Raw genomic sequence first — 12,793 nt, 5'->3', positions numbered from 1 at the left:
GTTTTAAAATTGACATTTCTCACTCAACATAATCAAAACTGGCCAGAAAATCAACTACTTTTTGACCGAGAGGCAAACAGAATTTACTCGGCTGATGACTTGCACCTCCCTTCCCAAAATTCCCGTGAGAATTCACCATCAAACTCTCCTGTCCCGAACTAATTAAAATAGTTTGGGTAGGTGACTCAAAAAACTTTGTTGGCTGACTAACCCGTGATATATTAGAGAGCAAATTTATCAACTCATTTAACTTATTTGTAGCTGTACCCAATGCTTTACGCAACTGCAATGTTCGTTTCTCATCCAAATTTTGACTTTCAATGTTTTTGCCGATAACCATAATATTTCTCTGAGTTTGTAGAGCATCCTTAAAAGGAAGAATCGCCAAAAAAGCGGCTGGCAATAAATGCTCATCGCTCTCAAATCTAAAAGTTAGAGTTGTGCGGCGGTAGCCAACTTCAATATTAGGAGGAAAATTCATTGCCCGGTAATGCCGAGCTATTTCGCTGTAAACTGTTGCTAAAGTGCTGTTTGCTGAGTAGTCTAAAAGTGCGTCAACCACAATTTGCACTAACCCAGGCGTGTGATTTAAAAATTTTATCGATTCTGACGGCGAATTAAATTGTTGAATCTGAGTGCGATCGCCTGCGGGGCTGAGGTCAACCCACTGGCAAGTAATATCATCTGCAATGATGCCACACCGAGCAACCAAATACAGTTTTGCTCCAGTTAAAGTTGCTCCCCTCAAATCAGCGCCCACCCAATCTGCATTAATCAAATTTGTTTCTGTCAAATCAGCGTGAACGAAACTAGCACTTCCTAAATTAGTATTTCTTAAATCGGCTCCGTTAAGGTTAGCTCCGCTCAATTTAGCAAAGCTCAGATCCGCGCCGCTGAGGTTAGCTCCCGTCAAATCAGCCCATTTAAGGTTAGCTCCGCTCAAATTGGCACTGCTAAGATTCACCTGTTGCAATGAAGCTTGTCTCATATCGGCATTGCTCAAATTGGCGCCGCTAAGTTCTGCTTTCGTCAAATCTGCGCCGTGTAAGTTAGCTTCTTGAAAGTTAGCTGAAACAGCCGAAGCACCTCTGAGATTTGCACCGGACAGGTTAGCACCTGACAGGTTAGCTTCCGTCAGTTTTACCTCTCTTAAATCTGCTTCAGTCAGGTTAGCGCCGCTGAAGTTAGTTTTGCTGAGTTCGCAGCGGACTAATTCGCTTCTAATCAGGGATGCTCGGATTAATTGAGCTGCACTTAAATCGGCTCTCACTAAGTTTGCTACGTTGAGAGTAGCCCCGTTTAAGATTGCCCGCGAGAGGTTGGTACTGCTGAGTCTAGCCACATTCAGGTTCGCTTCGCTCAAGTTAACTTCGCTCAAGTTAGCACCGCTGAGGTTGGTAACAAATAAGCTAGCCCCCTTTAAAATTGATTGGCTGAGATTGATGCGGCTGAGATTAGCTTCATTCAGGTTGATTCCTGTGAAATCTCTGTCGCCTTCAGTATATCTTTTGACGATTGCAAATCGTTTGAGCAGTTCTTCAGCTTCCATTTGTTTACCTGAATAAAATGGCGATCGGCTAACTTTTATATGGCATAAATATAAATAATATCAAATTCATTTATAGTATTTACTCACCGAGCTGATAAAAGCTTTTGACAAACTCAATGACCGTATTTAGAGGGGGGGTGGTAAATCTTTGCGCTTTAATTGCAGGACTGATAGAGGTTTTGTTGACTCCCGGTAAATTTGTCAAGTTTCTGCCAAAATCTGGGTGATAGTGAATCATCAAAGTTTCGGCGCTGGAGTTAGCCAGTACAGTTTGGGTAGGCGATTGGAAAAAACTTGACATCGGTTCGCGATCGAGGCGAATCGGCTGAATTTTCATTTCCCCTATTTTTCTCATTGTTTTGGTCAGGGCTACGTTTAATTGCACTACCATATTTGAAACTCGGACGCCCAGGTTATTACCACTTTGGGGTTGAATCATCTTGATCAAAGTAATCAAATTTTTCTGAGTAAATGCTGCATCACTAAAGGGAACAATCGCAACGAAAGCTGTGGGAAATAGTTGCTCGTCCTGCTCTATTTTAAATGATATGATTGTGCGTCTGGAATTAACTTCGATACTGGGAGGATGATTCAAAGCAGGGTATTGACGGGCTATTTGGCGGTAGGTAGCTGCCAGGACAAAGTTAGCATCGGGGTCGAGGGGTCGATCGACAATAATTTGAACTGTCGGCGGTGTAGCATTGAAAAACCTTTGAGATTCTTCTGGGGTAAAGCGCTGAATGTGGCTGCGATCGCCGTTAGGACTGAGGTCAACCCAATCGCAGGTAATGTCATCTGCTTTCACATCAAACCTAGACACAGCGTAAATTTTTGCCCCCGTCAGGGCCGCCCCCGTCAAATCTGCACCCACCCAATCAGCGTGAATCAAATTCGCTTGAGTCAAATCCGCGTGTACCAGAGTAGCGTTCAACAGATTGACATTGCTCAAATTTGCCCCGTACAAGTTGGCCCCGCTCAATCTCGCTTCATCCAAGTCAGCACCGGTCAGGTTCGCCCCGCTGAGGTCAGCCCACCGGAGATTAGCGCCTCGCAAGTCAGCGCCGCTAAGGTTTGCCTGAGACAGATTAGCTTGTCTGAGTTCGGCATTGCAGAGGTTTACTCCTCGCAAGTCTGCCCTGCTGAGGTCGGCTCTGTGCAAGTTGGCCCGTTCCAAGTTGGCCGCTGTTAGAAAAGCGCCTCTCAGGTGAGCCCCGCTGAGGTCGGCTTGCTCTAGATTGGCTTCTCTGAGGGTTGCTTCTCTCAAATCTGCTTCGCTGAGATTTGCACCGGTCAAGTTAGCACTGCTGAGGTTTGCTCGAATCAGTTCGGATCTGATCAGTGTAGCTTCAACGAGTTGGGCTTCGCTGAGGTCGGCTCTAATCAAGTTGGCTACGTTGAGGATAGCGCCGCTGAGGTTGGCTTTGTGGAGATTAGCACCGCTGAGTCTGGCAACATTAAGTTTGGCTTTTCTCATGTTGGCGTTTGACAAATTGGTGCCGCTCATGTTGGTGAGGCTCAAGATTGCCTCACTGAAATTAGCCCCGCTGAGATCGATCCTGCTGAGATTTGCCTCGCAAAGGAGGATGGCAGTAAAATCTCTTTCTCCTGCTGCATATTTGGTGATGAGTTCTTCGGCATCCATGCTTTTCAATTTCCCTGATGTCTTAGCTAGAACAAAGCTTTATTGTCCCAACCTTTAAACTAGAATAAGCATTTTTTGTAACTTGATGCAATATGCCTAGACATCTATATTGTGGAAGCCTTTTATAAAATCCAAAATGCTAGTGATATTAGCTTGAGCCAATTTTGTGCTTTCGGCTAACTTACCCGATGGTGAGTTACTTTGCTCGTATTTTTTAATCAGGCGTTTGCCGAAGGCAGGGTGGTGATATACGCTGAGTCTTTGATCGCGGGAATTAATTAAGCTCATCTGTGTTGGAATTTGAAAGAAATTGATGCTTTCACCGATTTTTGGAAAAGAACTGGAAATTTTGATTTGGTCTACTTTGCTGATAGCTTGGTTGAGAGCTTTGCTGCATAACTGGACGTGTTTAGATTCTTTGACGTTAAGTTTGCCTGCATCGTGGGATTGAATCATTTTCATCAAAGCTATTAGGTTTTTTTGAGTTATGGCAGCGTCGTTAAAAGGAATAATGGCAACGTAAGCGGTGGCAAATAATTTATCGTCGCTGTCCATTTTAAACGCGAGTACGGTGCGCCTGGAGCTGACTTCGATCGTGGGAGGCTGACTTAAACTTGGGTATTGTTGGGCAATTTGGTAATAAGTTGCAGCTAGTGCAAAATGAGCGCCTTGGTCTAAGGGCGAGTCAATCACAATCCGAACTGTGGGCAAGGTTTCATGAAAAAATTCCTGGGTTCCTCCCGAGTTCAACCAGTAAATTTGGCTGTGGTCGCCGTTGGGGCTAAGATCAACCCACTTGCAGGTCATGCCTTCGGTTTTGATGCCCAGCCGCGAAACTGCGTGAAGTTTTGCTCCGGTTAAGGTGGCTCCGGTTAAGTCGGCTCCAATCCAGTCGGCGCGGATCAGATAGGCATTTGTCAGGTCGGCGTGAACTAAGCTGGCATTCAGCAAGTTGGCGTGGCAGAGGTCGGCTCGGCTGAGGTCGGCACCGCTCAATTTGGCTTCGCTGAGGTCGGCCCAGCGGAGATTGCAGCCGCTGAGAATGGCCCAGCGCAAATTGACGCCGCTGAGGTCGGCGCCGCTGAGTACGGCTTGAGTGAGGTTGGCTTGTCTCAGTTCTGTGCCTCGCAAGTCGGCGCCGCTGAGGTCGGCTCGGCTAAGGTCGGCGCCTTGCAGGTTGGCTTGTTCGAGGTTGGCTTCTGTCAAGCACGCGCCGCTGAGGTGAGCGCCTCGAAGGTTGGCTTGAGCGAGGTTGGCTCCTCGAAGGGTGGCTTCGGTGAGGGTGGCGCCGCTGAGGTTTGCGCCGCTGAGGTTTGCGCCGCTGAGTTCGGCTCGAATGAGCTCGGCTCTGATCAGTTTGGCTCCTATGAGTATGGCTTTTTTGAGGTCAACTCGCACTAGATAAGCGACGTTGAGGTCGGCGTCGGTGAGGTCGGCGCCGCCTAGATGGGCGCCACTGAGTCTGGCGATGTTGAGTTTTGCACCTGTGAGGTTGGTTTTGCTGAGGTTTGCTCCGCTTAGGTTTGCTACACTCAGATTCGCACCCTTGAGGTTGGCTCCGCTCAAGTTGACGCCGCTGAGGTTGGCCTCAGTCAGGTTGATTCCGGCAAAATTTCTTTCTCCGGCGGCATATTTTTTCAGGAGTTCCTCGACTGTCATGGGGGCGGCACCGTATCAAATATCCCCATTTTATTGCTATGAATATCGGTATTGTAGGACTAGGTTTAATTGGCGGCTCGATCGGGCTGGATTTGCGATCGCGCGGGTTTAATGTTTTTGGGGTTTCGAGTCGGCAGCAGACTTGCGATCGGGCGCAAGCTCGCGGTGTTGTCAATGAAGCCAGCATAAACCTGTCTCTGATGGCAGCAGCGGATGTGGTTTTTATTTGCACGCCACTGGGGTCGATCGAGTCGATCGTCAGAGAGTTGGTGCCCTATCTTTCCCCTGATACTATTGTAACCGATGTCGGTTCCGTAAAAACACCCATAGTGCAGGCTGTGTCTCCTCTGTGGCCGAATTTTGTAGGGGGACACCCGATGGCGGGGACTGCTGAAAGCGGGATTGAGGCGGCGATACCGGATTTGTTTGTGGGCCGGCCTTACGTGGTGACGCCGACTGCCCAGACGCCGACGCTTGCGGTGGATAAGGTTGAGGAAATTGCGCGGTTGCTGGGTGCTAAAGTTTACCGATGTGAGCCGGAAGATCACGATCGAGCTGTGGCTTGGATTTCTCATTTGCCACTCATGGCGAGCGCGACGCTGGTTGCTGCCTGCGATCGAGAGGGCGATCGGGATATTGTTAATTTAGCCCAACATTTGGCGAGTTCTGGTTTTCGGGACACGAGCCGCGTTGGGGGCGGCAATCCCGAGCTGGGAGTCATGGTGGCAAAGTACAATCGAGAGGAATTATTGCGATCGCTCTCTATTTACCGCGACAGTCTTGACGAGTTCATCAGCGATATTGCAGCCGAAAATTGGCAAGCTCTCGAACAAAAGCTGAAGCTGACTCAACAAGCGAGAGAGAATTACCACTTGTGAGCCAAATATTACTTAAAACAGTCCTCGTCTAGATTATGATTTGTGGATGCCTATATATTGAGTTTCAATGTACAGTTATTCTCGACTCAAGCGATTTTTACTAGGTGAATCTCTCCCCACTAGCGCATTTATTCATGAACGGTTGAGCAACGCTACAGGACTAGCGGTTCTGGCTTCCGATGCACTTTCGTCTGTTGCCTACGCTACTCAAGAAACTCTGCTCGTGCTGTTACTAGCGGGGAGTAGCAGTTTGAGTTTATCGCTGCCTATTTCTGGAATTATTATTTTACTGTTGGCGATCGTGGCGCTGTCTTACCGACAGACAATTAAAGCGTACCCCAACGGCGGTGGCGCTTACATTGTGGCGCGAGAAAATTTAGGTATTTATCCTGGTTTGATCGCCGCAGCTTCGCTGATGATTGATTACATTTTAACTGTAACTGTCAGTATTTCGGCTGGGGTGGCGGCCTTGACTTCAGCAGTTCCCTCGCTGCACCCCTACACAGTTGAACTGTGCTTAGTTTTTATTGTCCTAATCATGTTTGCCAATCTCAGGGGATTGCGGGAATCGGGAAATATATTTATGGTTCCCACCTATGCGTTTCTCGTTGGCATTTTTGTTTTGATTGGCTGCGGTTTATTCCAACAGGCAACAGGTAATGTTATGCCGACATTACAAAATATTCCAGCTAAGGAACCTTTGGGATTATTTCTGCTGGCGCGGGCTTTTGCGGCGGGCTGTACAGCCCTGACTGGAGTTGAAGCCATATCAGACGGGGTGTTGGCTTTTAAGCCTCCTGAATGGAAGAATGCGCGCCTGACTTTGAGCTATATGGGGGGAATTCTGGGAGCGATGTTTTTGGGAATTAGTTACTTGGCTCATATTTATCAGGTGATTCCTAGCGAACATGAAACGCTCCTTTCTGTATTGGGAAAACAGATTTTTGGTGTGGGTATATTTTATTACTATTTGCAGGCAGCTACTTTGTTAATTTTGCTGTTGGCGGCGAATACGAGTTATGCTGATTTTCCACGACTTTGTTATTTTTTGGCGCGGGACGGGTTTTTGCCGAGGCAATTGTCGCTGTTGGGCGATCGCCTAGTTTATTCTAATGGCATTAATCTGCTCAGCTTCTGCGCTGCTCTTTTAATTATCATCTTTCGAGGCAATACGAGCTCGGTGCTTCCCCTGTATGCGGTTGGAGTTTTCACTTCTTTTACTCTCTCCCAATCGGGAATGGTAATTCACTGGTTTAAGGAGCGAGGTAAAGGTTGGCAAGTTAGTGCTGTGATGAACGGTATTGGTGCAGTGGCAACAACGGGAGTTTTAGCTGTAATTCTCGCTACAAAATTCCTTTTGGGAGCTTGGGTTGTCGTAGTAACTATTCCGATCGTAGTCAGTCTATTTTTAGCTATTCACCGACACTATCGGTATGTCGCGGCTCGCTTGAGCATCCAGGGAATAGAACCGAGGTCTTATCTTCGCAGACCTAGAGTTAAGACGGTGACACATCCGGCAGTGGTGTTAGTCGGGCAGTTGCACCGGGGAACTTTCGAGGCCCTCGATTACGCTCGTTTAATCGCTGATGAAGTTGTGGCAGTTCACGTAGATATTGGTTTGACCGATCGAGCAAAATTACAAGCGGCTTGGCAAGATTTGCAATCTGATATTCCTTTGGAAATTCTGGACTCGCCTTACCGTTCTGTTGGTTCGGCTTTGACACACTTTTTGACTTTGTTTGAAGAGCAGCGGCCTGGAGTGTTCTTGACTCTGATTATTCCGGCTTTTGTGACGCGGAATTGGTGGGAGGGACTGCTGCACAATCAAACTGCTTTCTTTTTGAAAGCTGCTTTGCGGGCGAAAAGAAGTCGGGTTGTAACAACGGTTAGATATTATCTTTAAGCAATCTCTAGTTAAAAGTTTGCCATTTTTCGCCTGTCAAACAAACTTATTGAGGACTTGTGCAGCAACCCGGTTTGTTTCTGGAGGTTTTGTTGGTCAACCTAAGATTTATCGTAGAAACCGGGTTCTTTGACCCCACAATTCTCGGTGTAGCAAGAGGGATATTGGTTAAAAAACGCGTTTTTTTAAGTTTCGGTGCGTAAGTGAGGTATTAACTCTACAAGTCCACAGACTAACTCATCGGCGCTGAAGAAATCGGGTTTTTTGGCCTCAGTCCTAGGTTAAAAAACCCCGTTTATCAGAGCCGGAGTGCATCGAGGGCTTTTGCTGTTACAAATATAATCAAACACACACTAAAGATATCAGTATTTTTACGGTAATGATGTTATTTGAAATTGACAACCATCTAAAATTTTAGTAACTTATAAGGGACAAGCATTTTTTTTTGAAAAAATAAATTATGAGCGATCAATTAAGCAAACTCAGTGAAGTGTCGATGGTCTCAGCCAATTTTGGCAATGGGTTAGCCTATAGAGAGATTCTCCTGGATTGGTTTAAGTTTTTAGGTGGCAAACCAGGGGAAGTTATTGTGGTTGACGGTGGCAGCGATAGCGACACTCAAAAAGTTTATTGGGAGCTGTATCAGGAGGGTTTAATTGATAAGCTGCAAATCATTGCATCGAACCATCCAGACAATGACAAAGAGAGATGTTTTATTCAGGAGTATACATCGGGAGCAATCGCTAGCAAGCCGTATGTATTGTGGTTCAAAATTGACACGTTACCTTACAGAGAAGGCCACGACGGTTGGTTAGAGGAAGCGATCGATTATCTCGACCGAGATGAAATTTTTGCAGTCGGCGGAGCTTTTAACAGAACGTTCCCACATCTCGACGCTTGGGCTGGGTGGTACTTCATTCGAGCCTGCACGATCAATTTTTCTTTGATGAAGCACAGTACCTTTGTTGCAGTCATGCAAGAATATGTGGGTGAATATATTGCTTCAAGATTTGAAGGAACACACCAGTTTGGCAGGTTTTTGCTGGAAGAAGCATTTAGCGCATATATGGAGGCTCACAACCAATATACTTTGTGTAAGGTTGAAGACCAGAGCTGGACGGTATTTCACACGAATGCTCAAGACGAATATTTGCAGGAGGTTCGGGAGAAATATTTGGCTCGCGAAGATGTTCAAACTTTCATGAATGCAGGCCTTGCTAAAGACATCAATCAATTTCTTTACTACGGAAAGCCACCTGTAAGAAGCAGCATGATTCAGAAAATGCGCATGGCTTTGGGAGAAACAAAAGTGGGGGGTTATTGGCGGGAATTGAAAAAAAGTCTGGTTTTTGGGAAAACTGCGTCCAACCCTTAGTCAGCTCATTTATATTTAACAATAAAAGGGAGGAAACTAGCTTTGATGGGCGCTGACAGCGCAGAAAAACAGCATAACAAGGAAGAGATTCACAAATCTTGGCTCCCTCGCTATCGCAGATAGTATGGGTAAATTGACCCGGAAAAAATGAGGTGTCATACTTGTAGTGAGTCGAGAAGTTGCCTTCAACTTCTCTGTATAAAGATTGCGGCTGCTGAACCAAATTATTTTACTAAGTACAACATCTCTTCCATTTGTGGCGGTTGTACTGCAACCCGCAATAGACTATTTATGCAGCAGCCAAAAAACTTGAACAGGCTTTTGCGAGCTTTATCTCGGCAAGGTCTTGATGTTAGTTACGACAATAAAGTCTACTCGATTTGTCTCAATAGTTCTCTGAAAGAACAGTGGCAAGATGCCAGTGCCACAACAGCAGAAGTTTTGCTCCCAGAGGATTTTCCTGTGGAAGCAAAGGCGCTCAAACAGTTAGCAACTTTGGCAAATGTTCGACACCCTCAAGGCGGCTGCGTTTGCCACGCTTGCGCTACTCCAGATTTCCATCCGGGGGATGCGGGGGTGGCGATCGGCTCTATTGTAGAAACAGCAGGAATGGTGATTCCGGCTGCTGTCGGTTCCGATATTAACTGCGGGATGCGGTTACACGTTGCGGATTTGTCGATCGAACAATTCCTCAGTCAGCGCGATCGATTTGTAGAATTGCTCAAAGGCGATTATTTCTTCGGTACTCGCGATGTCAGCATGACTGCAAAAACTGCTCGCGCGATGTTCCAACACGGGATTCCCGGATGGCTGGATGGTATGGCAGACGAGGCAACCGGCAGCGCGGCTAATTCGGATTTCCAGCAGTTGGCCGCAGAGTGCAATCGCACTTTCCTTGGCGGTTCCATGAATGGCGATGTCAGATGGGCTCCCGAAGAATTAGTCCCAAATGACGGCTTAGTCAGGGATGGCGGGTTAGCGACTATCGGCGGCGGCAATCACTTTGTCGAAATTCAAGTGGTTGAGGAAGTTGTGGACAAGGCTACGGCTTATACTTGGGGAGTTCGATCGGGACAAATCGCTTTCATGATTCATTCGGGTTCGCGGAATGTTGGCAAATATATCGGCGGAATGTGGCGCGATCGAGCTTGCGACGCCTGGCCGAAAACTCTGAAACATCCTGAATCCCGGCTTTTCCCGGTGTCTGTGGCAGCAAATCCCGAACTTGTGAACAGCTACCTGCAAGCGGAAGCAACCGCCGCTAACTACGGTTTTATCAACCGTTTGCTGCTAGCAGAACTTCTGCGCTGGCGTTTGCGGCAAGTTTTTGGCGATGTCGAAGCTCCCTTAGTATACGATGTGCCTCACAATATCACCTTAGCTGAAGGTGGCGGCTGGGTGACTCGCAAAGGTGCTTGTCCCGCACATTCCGGCCAGCCTGTAATTGTACCGGGTTCGATGGGCGCGCCGTCTTTTTTGCTGGTTGGGAAGGGGAACGATCGATTTTTGCGATCGGCCTCTCACGGTGCAGGAAGGGCGCGATCGCGGTTCGATATGAGTCGCAAAGGTGTTGACAAAACTGACTCCGCTTTGGGATTAATCGGCGTAGATTGCATTACCTTGCGCGAAGAACGCAGAATCGAAGAAGCACCGGCCGCTTACAAGCCAATTCAACCAGTAATTGACGTTCAGGTTGAGGCACAAATAGTTGGTGTAGTCGCTAAAATGAAGCCAGTGTTAACGTTTAAAGCCTAGGAACGGGGCATTTGAGAATTAAAAATTAAACCAGGGTAAGGTGCGCGCCGAGCACTCTACTAATTTTTAATTCTCGGCCCTATTTCCGATCCCCCATGCCCTATGAATGATTCTCAAGCATCACCAAATCCATCAAAACCTGTCCATCCCCTAAAGCGGCTGATGAAGTACGGGCGCCGCTACCGCCTGAAAGCTTGGCTGGCCAGTATCTGTTCGCTGCTGAATAAATTCTTTGATTTAGCGCCGCCAGCATTAATCGGTATTGCCGTTGATGTGGTGGTGAAACAGCAAGATTCTATCCTCGCTCAGTGGGGCATAAAAGATGTCTTTTGGCAACTGGCAATTATTACTTTTGTGAGTTTGATTGTTTGGACGTTGGAATCTGTTTTTGAATATGCCTATGATTATTTGTGGCGCAATTTGGCTCAGGATATTGAACACGATTTGCGTCTGGAAGCTTACGGGCATTTGCAAGAATTAGAGTTAGCTTATTTTGAAGAGCGCAGCACTGGCGGTTTGATTTCTATTCTCAATGATGATATCAATCAACTCGAACGTTTTTTGGACGACGGTGCTAATGAGGTGATTCAGGTAATTACCACTGTTGTTGTGATTGGCGCGGCTTTTTTTGCTGCCTCTCCTGGTGTTGCTGGGCTGTCAATGCTGCCGATACCTTTTATTATTTGGGGTTCGATCGCCTTTCAAAATCGCCTTGCTCCTTTCTATGCTGACGTGCGGGAAAAGGTGAGTTTTCTGAACGGACAACTGTCGAATAATTTGATGGGAATTACTACTATTAAAAGTTTTACTTCCGAAGATTATGAAATTCAGCGCATCGAAGCACAAAGCCAAGCTTACCGCCAAAGCAACCGACGGGCGATCGTACTTTCGGCTGCTTTTATTCCCCTGATTCGGGTTGTGATTTTCTTGGGGTTTATTGCAACACTATTTCTGGGCGGTTTGGAGGTGGTGGCGGGCCGGTTGTCTGTGGGAACTTACAGCGTTTTGGTATTTTTGACCCAGCGGTTGCTGTGGCCGCTGACTCGCCTGGGAAATACTCTGGATCAATACCAGCGCGCCATGGCTTCGACTAATCGGGTGATGAATTTGTTGGATACTCCGATCGCAATTCACACAGGTGATATTCGGCGGCCGGTTAGTTCGATCAAGGGTGAGTTGGAATTTAAAAATGTTACTTTTTCTTACAATCAAAGAAAGCCAATTTTGCAGTATTTTTCCTTGACTCTGCCTGCAGGCAAAACTACTGCTATTGTTGGCGCTACTGGTTCGGGAAAAAGTACCCTGGTGAAACTCATATTGAGGCTGTACGAGGTACAGTACGGCAATATTTATCTCGACGGTATAGAATTAAATAACCTGAATTTAAAAGATTTGCGAAGAGCGATCGGATTGGTGAGTCAAGATGTGTTTTTGTTTCACGGTACGGTGGCCGAAAATATTGCTTACGGCAGTTTTGAGGCTAACAATCGAGAGATAGTAAATGCTGCGAAAATTGCCGAGGCTCACGAGTTTATCGTACAATTGCCGGACGGTTACAACACTATTGTAGGGGAACGCGGTCAAAAATTGTCGGGGGGTCAGCGGCAGCGAATTGCAATTGCGAGGGCAGTTTTGAAGAATCCGCCGATTTTGATTCTTGACGAAGCTACTTCAGCGGTGGATAACGAGACTGAGGCGGCAATTCAGCGATCGCTCGAACGAATTACCAAGAATCGCACTACAATTGCGATCGCCCACCGTCTTTCTACTGTCCGCAATGCTGATTGCATTTGTGTCATGGAAGAGGGGCTGGTGGTAGAATCGGGGCAGCACGAACAACTGATCGAACAGGACGGAATTTATGCGGCGCTCTGGCGCGTGCAATCTGGTATAAGATAGAAACGCAGCGCTTTTGGGTAATTGGTAATTGCTAATTTGTAATTGGGGATGGGCCATTGGGCATGGGTAACTAATGACAACAGTCAACAGCCAACTGCCAACCGCCAACTGCCAACTGCTAACTGACTGTAAA

At 47.0% G+C, this 12,793-nt stretch carries 8 protein-coding genes; 5 read left to right on the top strand and 3 right to left on the bottom strand.

Annotated features, from left to right (window positions below):
* Positions 1-19: 19 nt before the first annotated feature.
* The 3 genes from Q5691_RS06610 to Q5691_RS06600 all read right to left on the bottom strand — a co-directional run bounded on the left by Q5691_RS06610 (position 20) and on the right by Q5691_RS06600 (position 4,850).
* Positions 20-1,549 carry a pentapeptide repeat-containing protein gene (locus tag Q5691_RS06610; RefSeq protein ID WP_333344229.1) on the bottom strand — a complete coding sequence of 510 codons (1,530 nt, stop codon included), beginning with the start codon at positions 1,547-1,549 and terminating at the stop codon, positions 20-22.
* Positions 1,550-1,628: 79 nt separating this feature from the next.
* The gene (locus Q5691_RS06605; RefSeq protein WP_333081318.1) at positions 1,629-3,191 is read right to left on the bottom strand and encodes a pentapeptide repeat-containing protein; all 1,563 of its coding nucleotides are present in this window, start codon (positions 3,189-3,191) and stop codon (positions 1,629-1,631) included.
* Positions 3,192-3,287: 96 nt separating this feature from the next.
* Entirely contained in the window at positions 3,288-4,850 is a 1,563-nt protein-coding gene (locus Q5691_RS06600) for a pentapeptide repeat-containing protein (protein WP_333210419.1), read from the bottom strand.
* Positions 4,851-4,888: 38 nt separating this feature from the next.
* Here Q5691_RS06600 and Q5691_RS06595 point away from each other — a divergent pair, with 38 nt between their 5' ends.
* The 5 genes from Q5691_RS06595 (at position 4,889) to Q5691_RS06575 (ending at position 12,660) form a co-directional block, all read left to right on the top strand.
* Positions 4,889-5,728 carry a prephenate/arogenate dehydrogenase gene (locus Q5691_RS06595; protein WP_333344227.1) on the top strand — a complete coding sequence of 280 codons (840 nt, stop codon included), beginning with the start codon at positions 4,889-4,891 and terminating at the stop codon, positions 5,726-5,728.
* A gap of 67 nt (positions 5,729-5,795) precedes the next feature.
* Positions 5,796-7,631 carry an APC family permease gene (locus tag Q5691_RS06590; RefSeq protein WP_333307596.1) on the top strand — a complete coding sequence of 612 codons (1,836 nt, stop codon included), beginning with the start codon at positions 5,796-5,798 and terminating at the stop codon, positions 7,629-7,631.
* 460 nt (positions 7,632-8,091) lie between these two features.
* Positions 8,092-9,006, top strand: coding sequence for a hypothetical protein (locus Q5691_RS06585; protein WP_333210413.1), 915 nt, complete (start codon positions 8,092-8,094; stop codon positions 9,004-9,006).
* Positions 9,007-9,297: 291 nt separating this feature from the next.
* Positions 9,298-10,761 (top strand): RtcB family protein, encoded by a 1,464-nt coding sequence (locus Q5691_RS06580; RefSeq protein WP_333344225.1) that lies wholly within the window; start codon positions 9,298-9,300, stop codon positions 10,759-10,761.
* A gap of 102 nt (positions 10,762-10,863) precedes the next feature.
* Positions 10,864-12,660, top strand: coding sequence for an ABC transporter ATP-binding protein (locus Q5691_RS06575; protein ID WP_333307604.1), 1,797 nt, complete (start codon positions 10,864-10,866; stop codon positions 12,658-12,660).
* The last annotated feature ends 133 nt before the right edge of the window (positions 12,661-12,793 follow it).

It is taken from the genome of Microcoleus sp. w1-18aA5 (genome assembly GCF_036701705.1).
Taxonomy (GTDB): domain Bacteria; phylum Cyanobacteriota; class Cyanobacteriia; order Cyanobacteriales; family Microcoleaceae; genus Microcoleus.
This window is presented reverse-complemented; position numbering and strand designations above follow the sequence as displayed.

Excerpts from the sequence above, each read along its gene's own strand:
- Q5691_RS06610 (WP_333344229.1), bottom strand. The coding sequence starts at position 1,549 with ATGGAAGCTGAAGAACTGCTCAAACGATTTGCAATCGTCAAAAGATAT.
- Q5691_RS06605 (WP_333081318.1), bottom strand. The coding sequence starts at position 3,191 with ATGGATGCCGAAGAACTCATCACCAAATATGCAGCAGGAGAAAGAGAT.
- Q5691_RS06600 (WP_333210419.1), bottom strand. The coding sequence starts at position 4,850 with ATGACAGTCGAGGAACTCCTGAAAAAATATGCCGCCGGAGAAAGAAAT.
- Q5691_RS06595 (WP_333344227.1), top strand. The coding sequence starts at position 4,889 with ATGAATATCGGTATTGTAGGACTAGGTTTAATTGGCGGCTCGATCGGG.
- Q5691_RS06590 (WP_333307596.1), top strand. The coding sequence starts at position 5,796 with ATGTACAGTTATTCTCGACTCAAGCGATTTTTACTAGGTGAATCTCTC.
- Q5691_RS06585 (WP_333210413.1), top strand. The coding sequence starts at position 8,092 with ATGAGCGATCAATTAAGCAAACTCAGTGAAGTGTCGATGGTCTCAGCC.
- Q5691_RS06580 (WP_333344225.1), top strand. The coding sequence starts at position 9,298 with ATGCAGCAGCCAAAAAACTTGAACAGGCTTTTGCGAGCTTTATCTCGG.
- Q5691_RS06575 (WP_333307604.1), top strand. The coding sequence starts at position 10,864 with ATGAATGATTCTCAAGCATCACCAAATCCATCAAAACCTGTCCATCCC.